This window comes from Psychrobacter sp. T6-5 (assembly GCF_052258485.2).
Classification (GTDB): domain Bacteria; phylum Pseudomonadota; class Gammaproteobacteria; order Pseudomonadales; family Moraxellaceae; genus Psychrobacter.
The window spans coordinates 1,838,563-1,858,800 of record NZ_JBQQEY020000001.1 but is presented as its reverse complement, the minus strand read 5'-3'; the positions used below and the strand labels follow the sequence as shown (position 1 = coordinate 1,858,800).

Annotated in this window: 16 protein-coding genes and 1 pseudogene; 10 read left to right on the top strand and 7 right to left on the bottom strand. The window is 37.7% G+C overall.

Annotation, left to right across the window (positions count from 1 at the left end; translation table 11 throughout):
* Positions 1 to 563: 563 nt before the first annotated feature.
* Positions 564 to 1,541, bottom strand: coding sequence for an EamA family transporter (locus tag ACTXGK_RS22610; protein WP_443516346.1), 978 nt, complete (start codon positions 1,539 to 1,541; stop codon positions 564 to 566).
* 155 nt (positions 1,542 to 1,696) lie between these two features.
* Complete coding sequence (locus tag ACTXGK_RS22605; protein WP_443516348.1) at positions 1,697 to 2,233, bottom strand: GNAT family N-acetyltransferase; 537 nt, start codon at positions 2,231 to 2,233, stop codon at positions 1,697 to 1,699.
* 197 nt (positions 2,234 to 2,430) lie between these two features.
* Between ACTXGK_RS22605 and ACTXGK_RS22600 the strand changes: the two genes are divergently transcribed.
* Positions 2,431 to 3,015: an O-methyltransferase gene (locus ACTXGK_RS22600; protein WP_443516349.1), complete on the top strand. Its 585-nt coding sequence runs from the start codon at positions 2,431 to 2,433 to the stop codon at positions 3,013 to 3,015.
* A 108-nt stretch (positions 3,016 to 3,123) separates the two neighbouring features.
* Positions 3,124 to 3,627, top strand: coding sequence for a GNAT family N-acetyltransferase (locus tag ACTXGK_RS22595; protein WP_443516350.1), 504 nt, complete (start codon positions 3,124 to 3,126; stop codon positions 3,625 to 3,627).
* Between the two features lie 198 nt (positions 3,628 to 3,825).
* Here ACTXGK_RS22595 and ACTXGK_RS22590 read toward each other — a convergent pair whose 3' ends face one another.
* Positions 3,826 to 4,266 (bottom strand): barstar family protein, encoded by a 441-nt coding sequence (locus ACTXGK_RS22590; protein ID WP_296207019.1) that lies wholly within the window; start codon positions 4,264 to 4,266, stop codon positions 3,826 to 3,828.
* A gap of 172 nt (positions 4,267 to 4,438) precedes the next feature.
* Between ACTXGK_RS22590 and ACTXGK_RS22585 the strand changes: the two genes are divergently transcribed.
* Positions 4,439 to 5,113 carry a LysE family translocator gene (locus tag ACTXGK_RS22585; RefSeq protein WP_443516352.1) on the top strand — a complete coding sequence of 225 codons (675 nt, stop codon included), beginning with the start codon at positions 4,439 to 4,441 and terminating at the stop codon, positions 5,111 to 5,113.
* Positions 5,114 to 5,335: 222 nt separating this feature from the next.
* The gene (locus tag ACTXGK_RS22580; protein WP_296207022.1) at positions 5,336 to 5,893 is read left to right on the top strand and encodes a GNAT family N-acetyltransferase; all 558 of its coding nucleotides are present in this window, start codon (positions 5,336 to 5,338) and stop codon (positions 5,891 to 5,893) included.
* Positions 5,894 to 6,348: 455 nt separating this feature from the next.
* Here the strand turns inward: ACTXGK_RS22580 and ACTXGK_RS22575 are convergent, their stop codons facing one another.
* Both ACTXGK_RS22575 and ACTXGK_RS22570 read right to left on the bottom strand, forming a co-directional pair.
* Positions 6,349 to 6,549 carry a hypothetical protein gene (locus ACTXGK_RS22575; protein ID WP_288995745.1) on the bottom strand — a complete coding sequence of 67 codons (201 nt, stop codon included), beginning with the start codon at positions 6,547 to 6,549 and terminating at the stop codon, positions 6,349 to 6,351.
* Between the two features lie 161 nt (positions 6,550 to 6,710).
* Positions 6,711 to 7,208 carry a GNAT family N-acetyltransferase gene (locus ACTXGK_RS22570; protein WP_443516355.1) on the bottom strand — a complete coding sequence of 166 codons (498 nt, stop codon included), beginning with the start codon at positions 7,206 to 7,208 and terminating at the stop codon, positions 6,711 to 6,713.
* Positions 7,209 to 7,622: 414 nt separating this feature from the next.
* Here ACTXGK_RS22570 and ACTXGK_RS22565 point away from each other — a divergent pair, with 414 nt between their 5' ends.
* From ACTXGK_RS22565 to ACTXGK_RS22555, 3 genes are all read left to right on the top strand, one after another.
* Entirely contained in the window at positions 7,623 to 9,383 is a 1,761-nt protein-coding gene (locus tag ACTXGK_RS22565; protein WP_443516356.1) for a ShlB/FhaC/HecB family hemolysin secretion/activation protein, read from the top strand.
* A 342-nt stretch (positions 9,384 to 9,725) separates the two neighbouring features.
* Positions 9,726 to 16,181, top strand: a complete 6,456-nt coding sequence (locus ACTXGK_RS22560) for a two-partner secretion domain-containing protein (protein ID WP_443516358.1) — start codon at positions 9,726 to 9,728, stop codon at positions 16,179 to 16,181.
* On the top strand, positions 16,165 to 16,623 hold the full coding sequence (locus ACTXGK_RS22555) for a hypothetical protein (RefSeq protein ID WP_372811661.1): 459 nt from the start codon (positions 16,165 to 16,167) through the stop codon (positions 16,621 to 16,623). The genes ACTXGK_RS22560 and ACTXGK_RS22555 overlap by 17 nt, the downstream gene beginning before the upstream one ends.
* A gap of 126 nt (positions 16,624 to 16,749) precedes the next feature.
* On the opposite strand, the gene ACTXGK_RS22550 is transcribed toward ACTXGK_RS22555, so the two are convergent.
* Complete coding sequence (locus ACTXGK_RS22550) at positions 16,750 to 17,277, bottom strand: hypothetical protein (RefSeq protein ID WP_296207032.1); 528 nt, start codon at positions 17,275 to 17,277, stop codon at positions 16,750 to 16,752.
* 396 nt (positions 17,278 to 17,673) lie between these two features.
* Between ACTXGK_RS22550 and ACTXGK_RS22545 the strand changes: the two genes are divergently transcribed.
* From ACTXGK_RS22545 to ACTXGK_RS22535, 3 genes and pseudogenes are all read left to right on the top strand, one after another.
* Positions 17,674 to 17,988, top strand: a complete 315-nt coding sequence (locus ACTXGK_RS22545; RefSeq protein WP_296207033.1) for a hypothetical protein — start codon at positions 17,674 to 17,676, stop codon at positions 17,986 to 17,988.
* A gap of 302 nt (positions 17,989 to 18,290) precedes the next feature.
* Positions 18,291 to 18,545: pseudogene (locus ACTXGK_RS22540) on the top strand (transposase); the annotation flags it as partial.
* A 141-nt stretch (positions 18,546 to 18,686) separates the two neighbouring features.
* The gene (locus ACTXGK_RS22535) at positions 18,687 to 19,205 is read left to right on the top strand and encodes a DJ-1/PfpI family protein (RefSeq protein WP_443516359.1); all 519 of its coding nucleotides are present in this window, start codon (positions 18,687 to 18,689) and stop codon (positions 19,203 to 19,205) included.
* Between the two features lie 89 nt (positions 19,206 to 19,294).
* On the opposite strand, the gene ACTXGK_RS22530 is transcribed toward ACTXGK_RS22535, so the two are convergent.
* Positions 19,295 to 20,092, bottom strand: coding sequence for a hypothetical protein (locus ACTXGK_RS22530; RefSeq protein WP_443516361.1), 798 nt, complete (start codon positions 20,090 to 20,092; stop codon positions 19,295 to 19,297).
* Positions 20,093 to 20,238 lie beyond the last annotated feature (146 nt).

The following is a 20,238-nucleotide window of genomic DNA, read 5'->3' as shown; positions in this document are numbered from 1 at the left end:
CATTGGATAATGTCATTAGTATGCTGAGAGAAGTATAAAAGTGTTATTAAGATAAATAGGCAGGATATAAAGAAAGTATAAAGATGAGAGTTAGCTAGTAGATAGGCAGATAATACTGCAGTTTACGCAGAGAGTGTTGGCGCAAAGCGAGGATAGCACCCGACGTTTTTATAGTATGTCAGCGCAGATTTTAAAGCAGCGCAATGACTATCAACTATGCTGAATAATTTACTCACAGAATTATATGACATGCTTACTGAGTAATGATAAAGAAACTGTAGAGATAAACTTGGTAAACTAGTGACTCAATGAGGAGTTTATCATGACTAAGAAAATCGGAATATAGTGCATCACTCAAAGCTGACTCTTGCTGTCAAATCCGTACAAACAAACTTGGGTTATTTTGATTAGGCGGCTTAACAATAATGCCTGTTGTTCCTATGAAGGTGGATTATGGTAAATGGAAATGAGGCGGTTTTAGCCAGCTGAATTAGTAACGAAAAAAGCCCCTCATTGAGTGGCTCTTCTAAGAAGATATTCTCGAATAGATAAATATATATATTTTATTCTTTAAGTTTCCTAGCTTTATATTTAGCGACCATGAGCTGTGCTAATAGTATACCCGTAAGCATTATTATGGCACCTATCACTTGAATTACAGATAAGTTCTCGCTTAAAAGTAAAGCTGCGAAAACAGTAGCAAAAATAACTTCTAAGGTCGCAATTTGACTTACAACTGCTGGCGCTAGGTACTGCTGCGCAGTTATGCCTGCTAGATAGGCAAAAACAGTAGATACTACAGACAGCCAGATTAGTAATACCCATAATGGTACATATAGGTTACCAATCATAGCAGCATCATGTACAACAGATCGCCAAGGAAAGCTGGTTATAGGACTCAAAATGTTGAGAGCAATGGAACCTATGGATGTACCTAAAGCTATTAGCACAAGAGGTTTATGAGTTTTTAGACCATGTTCCGATAATAAGAACCTTGCAGCTAAAGCAATTGCTGTGCCTAATCCTGCTACGACACCAATAACGTCTAAATGAAACCCAGACCAAGCTTCACCTACCATGAATAAGCCTATCAAAACAGACGCCACGCCTATCCATATAGCTGGTGGAAAAGATATGTTTCGAACAAATCTTATCCATAAAATGATTAGTACTGGAGCAAGGTATTCTAATAATAGGGCAATACCTACGGGTACTCTTGAAACTGCGACTGTATAAAGAAATTGGTTAATACAAAAGGCAAGTAGACCGAAGCTTATTAGCATAAGCCATTCTGAACGAGCTACTAGTAATTGTTTAGGGTATTTAAATAGGACTAGTAATAGTAATAATAATGCAGCTACTGTCATTCTAGCTTGCGTAATCTGTAATGCAGTCATATCAGCAGAAGCTAGGGCTTTCGTGACTGGAGCACCAATGCCAAAAAATAATGCTGAGCTTGCTGCTAGTAAGATACCAAAAATTGTAGGATTGATAACTTTCGGCGATGTAGATTTCTGTATATCAGGTGCTTTACTTTGCATATCTACGCTACGTCTTTTTAAAAGTTATTTATAAAAATAAGGGTGGCATCCTAGTGGAGACCTGAAATTTTGGTTGTAGGCTGATAGTATCAGCTGTCTCTCAGAATGTTGAGTCTCCGATAATTCCAAGGTGGTTCGATTAAAACTAATAACATTTATTCAGAGATAATAGACTGCCACCTAAATTTATCAATAGACATATTAATAGTCGTCCATTGCTTACCATCAACCATTATATGTTGATTTATCAGCGGGTTTTTGACAAAGCCAACTTGCTCATAGCATTTGATAGCCCCCACATTCCAATCATATACATTTAAATGTACGTATTCACACGCCATATCATTGAAAGCTTTGCTCAATAATAGCTGTATGATTTTTTTACCTAAACCTTTACCTCGCATATCAGGATGACCAATCAGCACTCTACATAGCTTAGAAGTCTTATTATCTTCACAGTAAATCTCTGCCATCCCTATAATTTGGGGGTTCAGTAATCCATTATCATGACTTTCTGTGAAAGTAACTTTAAATGAATACCTTCGGCTGTCGTTTAAATATTCTTTTATTTGCTCTTTATCAATAGGATGTTGAAAAATACCACCGCTAAATTGAATCAATTCATGTTCATTACTAATCCAACTATTTAAAAAATCATAGTCATCAGCTATAAATGGTTCTAAAGATATCATCACCAATCCTTATTTAAATTAACCGCTCATCATATTAGCAGAACGCTAAAGTAAGGGTATACAACTAATAGTTTATTAGGCTTTTTGACCAGACAGGGTGATAAAGATTTAATAGTAGAATTAGTGAAAGGGCTTGGGGTAAGATTGAGGCTAAAACGGATTCTGAAATTTTTTAATAATTGAGGAGTTTTACTTAAATGAATGACATAGATATTGAAATTTTTTTAAATGAACTATACATGAAAGGTCAGATTAACGATTTAAAATCTATCAATAAAATTGATAAGTACCTCAATATAACGCCAGATACAGGTAAGTTCTTAGGTTTTCTGGCTCAAATTACGTCAGCAGAAAGAATATTAGAAGTAGGTACTTCAAATGGTTATTCTGCTGCTTGGTTAGCATTATGCACTGATGAAGCCGTTCAGATCACCACAATAGAAAACGATCCTAAGAAGGTCAGCGCTGCAAGGGAGAATTTTTTAAGTACAGGTTTAGTGGATAGGATTAAGACTATTGAGGGTGACGCCCCCATGATCCTATCAGAAATGACTGAAAGCTTTGACTTGGTTTTTGTTGATATGGATCGAAAATTGTATTTAGATATCTTGGAGGATGTAATACGGTTAACTAGGACAAAAGGCATCATTGTATTTGATAATGCAGTCTCTCATAAGGAGGAAATGACAGGCGTTTTTAATTATTTCAATGGTAATTCACAGTTTCACACCTACTTAGCTCCCATTGGTAAGGGTGAGTTCGTGGCGCTAAAAAAATGGTAGGACGCTGCCAATTGGTCTAAATTAAAAGTTAAATATTTGAAAATGTTCGCGGCACTACTAAAGTCGACACGCTAATCACACAATGATTCATATTTAAGGATAAGTATAATGAAAATCGAAATCCGTCATGCTGAGCCAGAAGATGCAGAAGCGTTGCAAGCCATTCATACCGATGACGCCGTATATGCAAACACTTTGCAATTGCCTATGCCATCAAAGACCCTATGGCGAAAACGGCTGGCGGATATACCTGACAATATGCATATATTGGTGGCTGCGATTGGAAATGAAGTAGTGGGAGTTCTGGGGCTTGAAACCATGATATCAAAACGTCGACGTCATGTAGCAAGCTTTGGGGTCAGCGTAAAAGCCACATCACAAGGAAAGGGTGTGGGACGAGCGCTTATAACCGCAGCGCTAGATTTGGCCGATAATTGGCTGGATATAAGACGTATTGAGATTACTGCTTATACTGATAACACTGGAGCCATTGCCTTATATAAAAGTTTGGGTTTTCTGATAGAAGGTGAAATGGTGGATTATGCTTATCGTAATGGCGAGTATGTTAATGCTTATCAAATGGCAAGAGTTCGAAAAACTAAAAATGGATGATGCTGAGTATAACTATGGCGAACCAACCAAGAGCTTTTACTGGTTCGGTTCCCTAGTGAGGACTTGAACCTTCGGCTGCAAGCTATATATGCCAATAGGTTAAATTATTAAGATAATGACGGTGTACTTAGCATATATATTCTATCGTATTTGAATTGCTGGCTACCTACTGTTTTTACCCATTAAAAAGTTCATATGTTAATTCAATACCAAAAAAAATTTTGGTCTTGCGTCTGTCAATGCTTCTAAGAGGTACAAATCTTGAAAATTTCTTTCTCCCCATTCAACTAGTTGTAATTCCCCTGAAAGACTTTTAATGTAGGAGTTCACAAAAGAAGACAACATATATTGCGAAAAAATAGGATGTTTATCAGTAAAGTACTTCCATCCAATAATGTAAACTTCTTTCCATTTTAACCAGTTTTCAATCAGATAATCTGATACTACATCTGTAAGCGCATCTAGGCTTTTACCTGTAACTAGCTTAGGGCTGTAAGATCCGTACAATACCTTCCCTATTGTCAAAGTGAAATCTTCTTTACTCTTACAGCCCGTTAAGTCTATAACAACTATGCCAGGGTCATCCAATCTTTGCTGACCAAATTGAACCCAAGACTCGTTATCTCGAAAATAAATCATTTAATTCTCCCAAAAGCTTTACTGCCATTAATACTAGTTTAAAACTCAGCTGCTGGACTAAATACGCAAACCTTATCCAGATCAGTACATACAAAGGGTATGCTCTTTCGTTTTTCGGAATGACTGTCCTTTCTAAAATAAGCATAGTTTAAAATATCAATTAAATGCTAGAATGCCAACAAAAGCTTACTCTGGTAGTCGTATTTTAATGAATAACATTGCCCTATATATCCTTATAGCCTCTGCCACTATTGCTAGCCCAGGCCCCGGTGTCATTCTAAGTATTACAAACTCCCTCACGCATGGTCGAAAAAAGACCGCTTATGGCATCTTAGGTATCTCTCTAGGAATGCTAGGCGTGGCTATTGTCTCAGCTACTAGTATTGGACTAGTGATCGCAACATCAAAGAAAATGTTCTTGGCCATTCAATTGTTGGGCGCAATGTATATATTTTACTTGGGTTTTAAAATGGCCTTTGGAAAAAGAAAATTATTTGTCCTAGATTCTGGCAACACGTTAGATGTGAGTAGTACAAGTGCTGGTAGGTTATTCAAAGAAGGTTTGCTAACCTCTCTTTCTAACCCAAAACCTATCTTATTTTTTATGGCTGTATTTCCACAATTTATCGATACTGAGCAAACCTATCTTTCTCAATTTCTGATTTTAGCTTCAGCTTTTTGCCTGCTGGTCTTACTTATCCATTTTTGCTACGCAGAAGCATTTGCTTTAGCCAGTCGATATCTATGGAAAGCTCAAGACAACCTATACTTAATTACAAAAATCGGCGGCGTAACATTGATGTTCATTTCCGTTCTATTATTTGTAAGTGTGGTGTTCACTGTCTAGAAGATACTCTCTAGTAAATATGAAATGGTAATAATTGATATTTTCGAGACTGTTGCTAGCAAATATGAAAATAAAGCTGGGGAAAAACGCCAGACAATATATCGCTAGCTATGCCAGTTAGCCAAACTATTAATACCATTAGCCTACAAGAAAAATTTCAGCTCTTCACTAAGAGGCCACCCTTATTTTTATAAATAACTTTTTAAAAGACGTAGAGTAGATATGCAAAAAATAATAGAAACAGACCGCCTTTATTTAAGACAGTGGCAAAAAACTGACTTTAAACCATTTGCTGAAATGAATGCTAATAAAGAGGTCATGGAGTATTTTCCTAAGTTACTGTCAGTAAAAGAAAGTGATGCTATGGCTCTCAAGTGCCAAGCTCTTATAGAGGAAAAAGGTTGGGGGTTTTGGGCAGCGAGCTTAAAAGATAATGATATGTTTATTGGCTTTGTGGGCTTACACCAACCCCAATACGACTTCCCATTCAACCCTTGCGTTGAAATAGGTTGGAGATTACGTAAGAAGTTTTGGGGCTATGGCTATGCAACGGAAGCTGCAAATGCCGCCTTAAAGTTTGCCTTCGAAGAACTAAAGCTTAAGGAAGTAGTATCAATAACTTCTTGTACAAACAGACGTTCACAGCTAGTCATGGAACGTTTAGGCATGAGAGATACAGGAAAGAACTGGCTTCATCCCGCTATAGATTTTTCACATCCACTCGCCGAACATGTGTTATATAAAATAACTCAAAAAGACTGGATAGAAGACAGAAGATAATTAGTGTATGAAAAAACCTCATTCATTGATTCCCATAACAGGTCTTATGGCAAATAATTGTTGCGTGCTTAGATCATAAGACAAGCCACTAATACAAGTACTAGTTTGGATATACATACAGAAGTTCAACCACTAGGATGTATTAAAAGAACCTAACCACAACTAGGACAGTCAATACAAAAATTAGACTACTAACTCATAAAGCACGTAAAAAAAACTTCTTATTTTCCATGGCTGCATTCTCAAAACTCATCATAGGTTGATATTTTATACATAAATTATTTTTTAATGCAAAACAAAAATCCTCGAAATTTAATCAATAATTAAAATGTGATGTAAATTGACATTAACTACCTATAAGCAATTATATAAATATTAATTGCTTGAATATTGGTTTCAAACCCTCCTTAGGAAGCTGAACCACTGAGAGCATCTATTTACTTCACCATAGATATTCAAATACGCTCAGCTTCTAACTTAGTTACTATACTTTCAAAAACTTCTTCAAAGTGCTGGCTATCAGTACATCTTTTGAACGCATTACCATTCCAAAACCCTAAATGAAATGTGATTGTAAGTCGCTTTTTATCCGCAGTTATCTGTTTAACTTCCGATAGATTAACAATTCCATTATCTACAACTATAAAGGTTGGCATATCAATCTCTTCTTATGATTTTTATTAATAATAGGTAGCTATAAGCTTTACTTAATCTATTTAGTTTCAGTGCCAGAGCCAGAGCCAGGGTACTCTATCACTAAACCGTCCCAAGATAGTTTGAGACAGTATAGGAAAAGGTATGCTTAAAATAACAGATATTAGAGTGATTTTATCATTTTGATATCTGTTATTTTGGTGCCCTCGTATAGCTCTGCATGACATTGGCCATCAGACTCAAAACCAAATTTTTTATAGAAACTAATCGCAGATAGATTGGTTTGTAAAACCCATAAAGATAGACTAGAGCAGATATTACACTGAAAAGCATCAATTAAAGCTGCATTAATTAACTTAGTACCTATACCTAAATTCTGATATTGAGGTAAAAGATATAGAGTGGTTATTTCACACTCATGATCTTTCTTAAAGTAAGAAATAAACCCTACAGTGGTATTCTCAGTATCATATGCTACCCATGTGTTCACACCAGGGCTAGGTAATATTTTTCCCCACATCTCCATTTTTTGAGATAAGTTATTTTCTTTGTTTTTATACGTTTCGGGTAAAAGGTTCGAATACGTAGCACTCCAACTTTCAAAGTGTATATGGGTAATATCTGATGCATCATTCTGGTCTGCTTTCCGTATAAAAAACATGTGGCACTCCATAGTTAAATATTAGGGTAATACCACAGCGTAGCAAAATGCATCATCTGAGGTCTCTAAATAGTTTTGAGATTATCAAAGACTAAAGCTTATTCATCGAATCGGATACAGTTAGTTTCTGGCAAATCTATTTTGGTAGTGACTTTTTGCATATTAGGCCTCATGCTGAAGTAAGCTATCTTGTTAGGCCTCATGCTGAAGTAAGCTATCTTGACATAACCACCGTTATGGGAACAGCAAGCACTATCACTTTCTATCATCACTATAATCGACAAAATGATTATCTGATAACCTTACTCCTAAGAGTCAATTAAAATTTATTTAAAAAATCTAGTATAGTAAGGTTAAAATGCGGCATAAGTAAGATACAATTATTGTTTATTTTTCTTATGCTAGATAAAAATCATGTCATTTGCGAATCATCTAAAACCTGTTTTGATAACCAGTATCCAATTATGCAGCCTAGGTGGTCTTACTGGTCACGTCTATGCTCAAGCCGATCTAAATCAAATAGAGCAGCAGCAATACAATCAATATCAACAGCGACTTGAGAGTTTCGAAGATAAAACCTCCAAGCCTTTTGTGAATCTAAGTGAATCGACGCCAGATACTAGCTTGAAACAACCACCACTTGGTGAAAGCCCTTGCTTTAATATCTATCAGGTTAATCTACAATTGTCTGACGACCCTAGACTCAAAAGAGAATTCTCTACTATTTTAGGTCCTATAAAATATGAACAAGGATCCATACTAGGTCATTGTATTGGTCAGAAGGGCTTAAATTATGCGATGCGTAACGTACAAAATGAGCTAATCGAGCAAGGTTTTATCACCACTCAAGCGGCTATTGAGCCTCAAGACTTGACGAGTGGTGTGCTTAATATCACGATCATACCAGGGCGACTCCATAAGGTATGGCGATCTGAAGACGGTCACCCAAAAACGAATATTAGCAATGCGCTCACGCTTTCAGAAGGCGATCTCATCAATCTAAGAGATATTGAAACCAGCTTAGAGAACTTTCGATTGTCTCAATCGGCAATCACCAACATCGATATCATACCAAGTGTTAGTACGATTGATAATGAGCAATACGGTAGTAGTGATTTGGTCGTCGCGCAAAAACGCACCACGCCCATACAATGGCAACTTAGTATAGATGACTCAGGAAGCGTGGACACTGGAAAATACCAAGGCACAGTGACAACTAGCATCGATAACCCTTTGAGTGCCAATGATGCGTTAAGCCTGTCTTATACTCACTCTATTGATCCTTGGAACAATACAGACAAGCTTTCTAATAATAGTAGTTTGTATATCAATTATCGTTATCCTTACAAAAAATGGCAATTGCAATTGCTCTACAGTGATTATGACTTTAATCAAACTTTGGCTGGTCTAAATCAAGACATTATTTATAAGGGTAAATCTAATCAAAGCTCAGTTGAGCTACAAAGGCTGATCCATAGAGATCATTACTCTAAAACTAGTGCCAGCTTAGAGGGTTATCATAAAAACTCAAAAAATTACTTTGACGATCAAGAAATTGAAGTACAAAGACGTCGTACTTCTGGATGGAAAGCAGGTATTGATCACCAGCGCCAAACATCTTTAGGAGATATAACGGCAAGCTTGCAGTATCAAAAAGGTACGGGAGCGTTCTCAGCTATAAAAGCATCTGAGAGTTTTATCAGCGAGGCTGAATCTCAACCAAGCATCTGGAGTGCGCAGGTAAGCTTAAGACACCCATTCAACATAGATAAATCCTCCTACCAGTATGCGCTTCAATGGCGTGGACAATATAGTCCTCAATCATTAACGCCTCAAGATCGATTTATAGTTGGTGGACGATACACTACTAAGGGACTGAGCGATGAGCAAAGCTTGTCAGGCGAAAACGGTATGTTGCTACAGCAAGAAATGGCTCGGATCGTACCACTCACAGGACAAGTTACCTTGATGCCCTATATGACACTAGACCAAGGCTGGGTAGGTGGTGATAGTACCGAATACTTAGCAGGGAACTATCTTATGAGTACCAGTGTCGGGGCTCGTTTATATGCAAGTAATATAAGTATAGATGGCTTTATTGGTAAAGGTATTCAAGCACCTCGATCAATCGATAAAGACGCAACCGGCGGCTTTAGAGTGACGATATACAACTAGATTTTTGCTAGGCAATCCTTAGTAAGCTTTCTTTAAACTCTAATGTAAATAAAGAACTGGCTATCATAAGATAACCAGTTCTTTATTTTTGCCAACGGTACTTGTAGGATTGCTTAGTCATCAACCACTCTTTTTTGTTAAATGCACTAATTTGATTAATATCAATATTTTATAGCCAACCTACTTACTAAATCAGGATTTAGAAGACCTATTTTTTATTAAGAAAACCGCTTTTATTAGTTCTAGAAAATTTATAAAAATAACGCTAGTCTTTACAATAGTTTGTAGATACAATTGCTTACATTTTTTGACATTTATCAACTTTCAAGGATGATTCCTGAGATGAATAATCAATGCTATAGAGTAGTGTTTAACAAAGCCCGTGGCATGATGATGGTTGTTAGTGAAGTGACCAAGAGTCAAAATAAAAAAGCAGGTAATAGTAATGGCAAAAAATCTCCTGCCGCAAAGTCAGAGTCTCACTCGGGTATCAACGTCTCCTATCATCGTTTGGCCATGGCGATTCTATGCTGTCAAAGCATGGTCTATACGCAAGTACAAGCGGCAACCTCTGCCATACAAAATACGGCCAGTAGTGTTCCTGTCAACCAACGAGCAGCGCTTTTAAAAGCAGCCAATGGTACGCCTATTGTTAATATCCGCACGCCTAACAGCAACGGCTTATCTCATAATACCTATAACCAATTCGATATTGGCAGTAACGGTGCCATCCTGAACAACAGTATAGGTGGTGCTACCACTCAGTTAGCTGGAGCTATCGCAGGCAACCAGTATCTAGCGAAAAATGCTGCCAATACGATTCTGAACGAAGTCCGTAGCAATGCGCCAGCCAAGTTTCAAGGCAATCTTGAGATTGCTGGACAACGCGCAGACGTCATCATTGCAAGTCCTTCAGGACTACAAATACAAGGTGGCGGCTTTATCAATGCCAATCAAGCAACCTTAACAACTGGCACGCCTAAGATTGATAGTGCTGGCAATCTAACGGGGTTTGATGTCAAGCAAGGTCAAATCCAGTTTGATAATGCGGCAACAGGCAATGCACTGGGCGGTGATCTGTATGACGGTAAAAACAAAAACCAAGCCAATTATGTAGATGTCCTAGCAAGGGCAGTGACGATCAATGGTCAAATTCATGCCAATCAAGATGTCAATATCGTTAGTGGTAGTAATACTGTTGATTACGACACGGGCGAAGCGACCAAGATTACTGGGACAGGAACTGCACCGACATTAGCAGTCGATGTCAGCACGCTTGGTGGTATCTACGCAAATTCTATTAACCTTGTCGGTACGGAGGACGGCCTAGGCGTTAGAAACGCTGGTAATATACAAGCCAATCAGCAGATTGTACTCACCAGCTCGGGAAAAATAGAGAACACAGGTACAATAAAGACCACTAAAGCCCAAACCAGCTTATTGAGTATCAATGCCACAGGCAAGACAGGGAGTATTGAGCATAGCGGCACCATTGGTAGCTATGGCATGATCGATATGCAAGCCGATAAAGATATTACCCTTAATAAAGGCCTTATTAGAAAGAATAGTGCAGGAGCAGCTGTACAATTGATGCCAGATATCATAAATATCGATGCTGGGGGTAGTCTAAAAGTATCAAACATCTCAGATATTCGTAATAAAAATGTTGATGATCAAACTAATATCTATACGCATTCAACCCTAGATACGATAGTCGATAGCAAAAGCGCTATCGCATCAAACGGTGGGGTCTCTATTGATGCCGATCGTTATGTACGTCTTTTGGACACTAGTAGCACTAGTGTAGGCGTTGCCGCATTAAACATTAGCTCAAAAAGTGGTACTACGGTTGACAATGCGACGGTCGCTGGGAGCGGTGATGTCACTATTAATTCTCGTACCGCTGATACGACCGTTAGTAACAACAGTAAAGTAAGTGCTGTAAAAAACTTGACCATTAGTGCTAATCGTAATGCCACCGTTAGCTCAGGCACCACTATATCAAAAGCTGAGAATCTTATCTTACAAGCAGGTGGTAATGCTCTTATCGACAACAGCGGTAGCATTAACGTTACTAACGACGCTATTGTGCAAGCGGGAGAGCTGGCGTACCTAAAAGACAGTATTCAGCCTATCACAATCGGTAAGCAGCTGACGATTAAAGGCAAACAAGCGACCGTCTTAAATAGCACTGCCAATGCTAATGACGGTATCTATATCACAAGTCAAGGCAAAGCCACTACGATCACCAACAGCACTCTTAATAGCACTAAAGGCGCGGTATCGGCTATCGCCAATCAATCAGCCCTAAACGTCAATAAGCTAACCACTAATGCCAACAGCACTATCTTGGCAGCTGGTAATAACGTGGGTATTACAGCAAGTAACCTTAAAGCAGATAACATAGTTATCGAGTCAGGGGCGACTACCACAATCAATGATTTGACGACGGCTGCTAAAGAGATTGCACAGATAGGTGGCACTAGTATATCTTCAAAAGTAAATACTAGCGTTATTAATAGCACGCTAAATAGCACTGGTAATACCGTCATGCGCAGTGATAAAAGCCTGACGCTGACCAATAATGATATTCAGTCTCAAGGCATTGTACTAAAGACCAATACTGCTAGTACGCTAAAAAACACTGCTGGTATTAATAATACCTTTGGTGACGGTGACATCACGTTGATTAAGAACACACTATCTACTAACGGCACTAATGATAACAGTAACGGTATCATCGTTGATGCTGCCAATTATCTTACTGTCATAGACAGTCAAACTAAATCAACGGGCTCAACCAGTTTGAAGTCTGGCAATCTCATGCGGGTCAACAACAGTACCGTAGATGCTGATAAGCACCTAAACATTAATAGTGGCAATCAGCTTGTCTTTAACGGTGCTCGTACTGCAAATAGCAATACAGCTCTCACTCATACAGTGGGTAATACCACGCTAAAAGCAGGTCAAATAGTCTCTATTGACAGTAATGCTACTCAAAGCCATCAAAATACGAGTGTTTCAGGTGGGGCTGTCATAATAAATTCTGATGCTGATATTGCTTTTAATATTAATAGTAGATTGAATACTATTGGTAATGCAGAACTTGCTGCAAATACAGAAAAGTCCTTGGAGGGTAATTCAATGAATACTCTTAATGGAGACCTAACTGTTAGTAGTAAATCAAATCTAACCATCGATCCTAAGCTAGTAATTTTTAATACAACTGGAAATTTATCTCTGAACTCTAGTAATGGTAGACTTTGGCTAAAAGGACACCCAGAGCAAAACGGTAGCGTTTTCAATACAAATAGGGTTAATTTAACTACTGATGGTAACATTAATCTAACTGGCAAAGAGGTACTGATTGAAGGAAGTATAATACAACGCAAATATCCAGTTTATGATATGTTTGCAGGCATTCCAGAACTTATGGGCATCGCTAAACCAGTAGATTATACAAAAAAAGAAGGTAATATAAATATAACTTCTACTGATGGTAGTGTGGAGTTAAAAGCTTTTAAAAATGAAGTGGCGCCATATACTTCCAAGGTAGAATGTCCATTATTGTGTTCTGGACCTTATACATCTTGGTATAGGTATCACAGTATTCTTAATCAAATTAAGCAAGCTAATAGCGAAGTATTGAGGGTCAAGTCAGACAACAGCTTGACAGTGCAAAGTAAAAATATTCAACTTAGTAAATTACAGAATATATTGACTGATTTAAATAATATTTTAGAAACATCTAAAAAACCAAGTTCAGGCTATGAGCATGATACTGTATATATAGACGCTAATAATACCATTAATATTACTGCTAAAAACGGTGGCGTTTTGATGGAGGGTACTGATGTTATAAGTCGCAATGGTAATATAAGTATATTAGCAGAAGGCAACCTTGCTTCTACTACTATCGTAGGTACTGATCCAACTACTAATATTAGTAAAACTGAGATTAATAACGATAGTATCCGTATCACTGGACTGGCTAATATTTATCAACAAGGAAGTATAAGCAATGGCAATGTCACAGGGACCAACTATTCCTATCATCAGCTTATTAATCAACCTACCCTTGTTGCAAAAGGTGATATAAAAATATCGGCTCAAGGTAAGCTAGCTCAAGCTTCAGATACTTATAACAGTGCATTAAAGGCTTATACCACGAATAATGCCGTCATCTTAAACAGCGCTGATATAAAATCTACTAATGGTAATGTCCGTATTGATGCTGCACTTGGTGATGTCAATCTTGAGTCTGCTCAAGCCGCCTTTATGGATGGCTCACAAACCACTAGCACGTCACGGTCCTGGTATGGTAAGAAAAAAGTAAAGACCACGACTAAGACGTCTAATAACAGCAATGCAGTCACTACTGATATTCAAGCAAAAAACATCAGTTTAACTGCAGATGGTAATATTAATATCTATGGTTCAGAGTTGACAGCAGCATCTACTGGTAATATCAATCTATCAGCGGGTAAAGGGCTATATTTATACGCCATTGATGATGTTGATGAGAGTACGACTGATATTAAGAAAAAATCTAGCTTCTTAGGTGTCCGTTATAATAAAGACCATACCAATGATACTAGACAAGAGTTATCGCAATTGCCTACTACTTTGATAGGCGGCAAGGCTTACACTCAATCAGGTAGTAATACTTTATTGCAAGGTACAGTATTTGACACATTGAAGCCAGCTGACATTAAAGTTGGTGTTGGCAAGTATGCAGACGATGCCGCTAAAGTAATCTTAGCGCCTATTACCAATCAAATCACAACCACTCATACTCAAGAAAGAGAAAGTACGGTTTGGATGAAGACGGTAGACCAAGGCAGCGTAGTCACTACAGCCTCGTTACCTAAATTTAATCAAGTACCAACCATCACTTCACTAGGTGGTGTGACAGTAGCTGTGCCTGTTGATGTTACTGTTGACGCTAATAATAAAGCCAAGACAAATATACAAAAAAGCCAAGAAGACTTAGGGAGAATCGCGCTCAATCTATCTAAGCAACCGGGTTATGAGTATTTGGCAGCACTTGATAAAACTAATGACATCAACTGGGCACAAGTAGAACTGATTCAAAAGAATTGGAACTATACACAAGAAGGGTTGACGCCAGGAGCGGCGGCTTTGATCGCTATTGCAATCGCTGTCGCCGCAGGTCCAGCAGGTAGCAGTCTCAGTGCATCCATGATAGCTACTAATGCCGCTGGTATTGCGCTACAGACGCAAGCCGTTATTACACTCATTAATAACAAGGGTGATATTAGTAAAACGCTAAAAGATATGGCGAGTAGCGATACCATACGCAATATAGCAACCGCTGCATTGACGGCTGGATTGACGGCTAAGCTCAATTTACCGCAAATGGCTAGTAATGATTTTGCTAATAAGTTGGTAAATGGCGTTGCCGAAGGTGCGACTGGTGCATTTGTTAATGCTGCGGTCAACGGTGTGAGCTTGGAAGATGCTCTAAAGGATAGTTTGCGTAGCTCCTTAGTTGATGTTTTTTCGGTTGAAGTTTATAGTGAGTTTGTAAAAGATTTTGATTCCAACGACTTTGCCGACAATCTCGCACACAAACTAGTAGCAGCTGGTGTTGGATGTGTAACAGTAAGTGCTAAACAACAGGAATGTAATGCAGGTGCTATTGGTGCAGCAGTTGGAGAAATGCTTGGCGATTACCTGGTTGATGATTCAAGACTACTAACTGCTGATGAAGAGAGGAAAGTTCTAGATTATTCTAAGATGCTCGCAGGATCTTTAGCTTTATTAACTAATGTAGACGTAGATGTCGCAGCTAATAGTGCCAGAATAGCAGTTGAAAACAATGCCTTAAAAACACCTAAGAACAACTCTAAGTTTTTAAATGGTGCAGTTGTTTTGCTTGAGCAAGCGGCGGGTGGTTTAGTTGGTGCTGCTGTAAGTGTGGGTAAAATTGGTGAACCCTTTATACACCCACTTGATACTTACGCAGGTTTAAAGCAATTCGCTAGTCAAGATGACAAAATGCTCGCTGTTCAGTTAGCCATTGCTTATGACTTACAGACTAGAGCAGATAACTACAATATGCATGCGGCTAATAGTAATAACTATGGTATGGGCATGGAGTCCGCTATAAATACGCTGGACGCTGTATTTATAGGAACAAGTATAGTTAAAGCGCCTTCTGGACTATTGAGTATATTGCCAGCTTTAAAAACAGGAGCAAGAGTATCCTATAAAGGCGCGACGTACATTCTAAAAAATGGCAGTATTACAGCAGTTAAACCAATTGCGACAGCTCCAAAACCCTACAGTGTTATGAATTCGCAACGTGGGTCAATGGATCTTTCTGCTTTTGATTTAAAAGGAATTATGAAAGGAGTTGTAGTAGGTAAACCTCATCCTAGTACTGGCAATATAGTTCTTGCTTCTGTTTCTCGTGTAATAAGACCAGCAGATGATTTAGTGGCATCAACTAAACCTTCGACAAAGAACATAATATATAAAACCGACTATTATGAAGATCCAGGTCATCATAACCCAAAAGGAGGAGTTAATAAATATGACCAAAACAAAAGCGTATTACCTCCTAATCATATAGAGCTTTTCAAGACAAGTAGGCAGTATAAGGGAGTCCGATATGCCAAAGATGCTAACAATAATATACACCAGTTTCAGGATACTCCTGGCGATGGAACTGGCTATCATTGGGCTGGTTCTCAAGACGGAAAAACACTAAGTGGAAAAAAGGTTCCACTTGTAATACCTAGTGGAGTTAAATCAAATGATTTTTGGAAATAAAGAAGAGATTGCTTTCGATGTACATAAAAAAGAGGGAAACTTCATTATTATGAATATCATAGTAAATTCAGTAAATATTAGTTATCGAGATAACTCCTATTATATTCTACCCTTAATTAAAAATATAAAAAGAGAAATTGAATTTGTTAGTACTAATGAATTGTTTTTACATAAAGATATGACTGGTAAAAATCTAACAGAACTTCATAGCCTGTTTTATGATCATGAGACAAAGGTTTATGAGAATGACGTAGAAGAGTTAGATGTCCTTTTCTACGATTTATCAAATCAAAATGCACTCTTCTATGTGTATCAAGAAAAGGATGTTTTAGTATTCTTCGGAAAATTTATTGAGAATGAGGAAATTATAAGAGCTACAGTTAGTAAAAGTAGATTTTTGAGCACTTTGTCTAATTTATTAGATGCGATTGAGTCTATGTAATAAATATACTGCATCATATAATTTATTGAAAGCTCATAACATTAAATCGATAGATGACTTAAGTTTTTATGCTCAAAGGTCAAAACTTTTTAAAGAACTCTGGGTATATACTAGAGTTCTTTAAAATCAATTATTAATAATAATCGGATAGGAAATAACCCTCGGCTCAGGTGGTGGCGCAGTTTGCACTACCTCGGTCACGGGCTTTTCTGTTGCTTTATCTTTTATCCAAAAGTCAACATAGCTGTTTTTACTAAACCATGCAGTACCAATATCAGTAGCGAAATCTAACTGATAGTTAATGTTGGCTTTGGCATCAAACATAATCTTAGTCGGCTGCGTATAGTGCCCAGCCATACGGTAAGTGACTGTCAAGGTATGCTCACCCGTTGTAATCGGGTAGACATTATCCCAAGTGTCGCTGTAAGCCTCTTTTTTATCTTTAGGTACGCGCTTACCATCAATCTCCATTATATAAGCAATACGATCACCAACGAGCTTAGTATGTCGTGGCTCCATTTTACCCATGACAGTTGCGCTCGCACCTGATATAGGTGGCTGATAGAGCAGCTCGCTTGGTAATTCTTTTACATTTTTCATGCTCATACAAGCGGTCAATAACGGTAACGCACACACCAATACAATCCACTTCATCGGTTATTCTCTATAGAATTAGGTCAATTAATAGTATTTGCCTTTTAACATTGTCTAAAATACTGGTCAGTAAAAATGCAACATCTATAGTTTACCGATTTCTTCTTTAAACAGTAAATTTTTTATTATGAATTAGAGTAATAAATAGTGTGCGATGAGGTGTTGATTTTATATAATTACTATTATTAGTTAAATTTTAGAGTATGCCTATGGCTAACAGAAATCAGTGGCGGCCTTAATACTGATCGACTAGCCTTGATTGATCTATCAGAGGCCACTTCAGTAAATTTGTTTAACGGACAGGTAAGCGTAAAATCCAAAAATGTTCCAGTGCATATAAACTTTAAAAAACTATCAAGCCTGGTAACCAGTAGTTCATGTTTCGTTGAGCTTAGCATGACATCTACTTCGAAAAGTGTTAATGATCAGGACTTACTTTATCTGACTGATGACACGGTGGCTAAAGTCAACGTGGAGGGTAGCCATGAGATTGAGTCATTAATGAGTGAGAATGCAGTTTTAGTCCTAAGCGGTAACGTGGTGAGCGGTAGTGCGCAAATTGAGGATCAAAGCCGCTTAATAGCACTCGATTTTAAAACTGATAATTTTTTCACCTGTCATCAATTAGACGATGACTCACGGGTTTTTGCCAATAAAGTCGCCGATGAATGCTGTGATGAACATATCGGTTATCTCAGAAAACAGCACTGAAGGAATAACGATTATACCCGCCAGCATCAAAAAAACAGCCGCTTATAGCGGCTGTTTTTTATTTAGGGTATTACATACGACTAAACCGGACTAACAACGCTCCTAGAGCCGATTAACACGCTTATCTATTAGTTGTGGCTGGTACGTTGGGCTGTTCCAAAATTATTTTTGGTAATTGATAGCATCAGTTTAAATTTAAAGACTTCTAAATACTTTAATAAAATCTTTAGCTGTAACTATCCCCTAAACTAACACAGCTCAAACGTAGAATTTCTTATAAAATACCCATAAGGAGTTTTGATATGAGCAAACGAATGACTGAGATGCAAATCGTATCGATATTAAAAGAAGCAGAAGCTAGGATACCTGCTAAAGAGCTGTGCCGTAAATACGGTATTGCTAGTTCGACATTTTATAAATGGCGGTCGAAGTATGGAGGCATGGAAGCGTCTGACGTCAAACGCTTAAAAGAGCTTGAAAAAGAAAACCGTAGGCTTAAACAGATGTATGCAGATCTAAGCCTCAAAGCGCAGATGCAGGAAGAGATTATAAAAAAGCTATAGCGCCTGTACCCGAACGCAAAGTCTGGGCGTAAGAGTTACAGGCGCAGTATGATGTCAGTATTGCGGTGAGCTGTCAGGTAGTCTGTATGAGTCGAACCGCTTACCATTATAAGCCTAAACTATCTGATGATTTTGATGGTATTAGCTTGTTTTAAAGGTCATAAGCATTTTAACGTCATCACCATTGCCGAGCAGCAAGCACCAATATCTGCTAGAAATGGTTTAACTATTATTCCTGATTATAGCTTCGACAATCATCCTGATATTGACGTATTGGTTGTTCCGGGTGGTTATGGTGCCGAGAATATTGAGATAAATAATCCAGTGGTTATTGATTGGATCATCTCTCAAGCCAAGCTTACCGAGTTAACGCTTTCAGTATGTACCGGTGCATTGCTGTTAGCAAAAGCTGGATTACTGGCTGGCAAGTCTGCAACCACCCATTGGATGGATTTGGATAATTTAGCTACCTATCCTAATATCGAAGTAATCGCTAACACCCGCTTTGTCGATGCTAGCGATAAGACGACTAACCTTGTCACATCAGCAGGAATAAGTGCGGGTATTCATGCCAGTTTTTATTGTGTGAAGAAATTGGTAGATACGCAAACCATGCAAGTGACAGCACGACGGATGGAGTTTGATATTGACTAAGATACTAAACCTTCATTGAATCGCTAGTTTACCAAGCTTGCTTCTATAATTTTTTAAATCATAGCTAGAATGGGGATAAATCAGGCATTTCACAACTTAGCAAATAAGAGCTGATAAACCTTATTTAAATTTTTAACAGCTGACTGTGCACACCGCCAAGTCGTAATTAAATCTACCAATGCTTGTAACTCTTTATATTCCTCCTCTGTCCGTTCCGGATTCTTCTTAGTCCTGAGGTACTCTTTCCTATTCTTTTTTTCATCTATTGGTATAGATAATAGTTCTGATAAGCTAATGTCTAGCTCAGACAGTCTTCGGTAAAAGATATTATGCTCAATAGCCGCATTGGTATCATAAGATATTTTAAGTTCGTCTAAATGTGATAAAAGGTATTCAAATTTATCATCTATGTTTTCTGTAGATTTTATATTATTGAATATCACCTTAATAGAGTTAGGTAAAACTCCAAGTTTTAAGAGAGCTTTGATTGTATTTAAGCTATCTTCCAACTCCTTTGCACTTTCTACTACTGGCACTAAAAAGTAATTGAATACTTCATGAGAGTTACTACTGTGCTTCATGATATCTATTACATACTCTGTATTATCTGCAGCAATATCGACAATAGCTGACTCTATATCATTTAAGGCTTTCAAAGCTTCATCAAAATTTTCTCCAGATAATATAATTTCATCAGAATACGTTTTACTATACATACTCATATTATTTATCACATAATGACGCTGCAAATCCATATTCGGCCTAAGCATGTAGTTGCTAACGAGAGATTTACCAGTATTCCCTGAAGAGTTGATTACTACGATGCGATATCCAGCCTGTTTTGTCATACTTACATCTGCCGATTCATGTTTTTCAGAACTAATCATTACTTTTGTTTCCTTTTGAGGGTATATTGTTTATTCCATGATTGTGTTAATGCATACACTATCCCAAGATGTACTGATGTACTAATGCAATTTTTTTATACCTTATCATTTTTCACTAATTGCCAGTGGAAAAATCCATCAAGAGA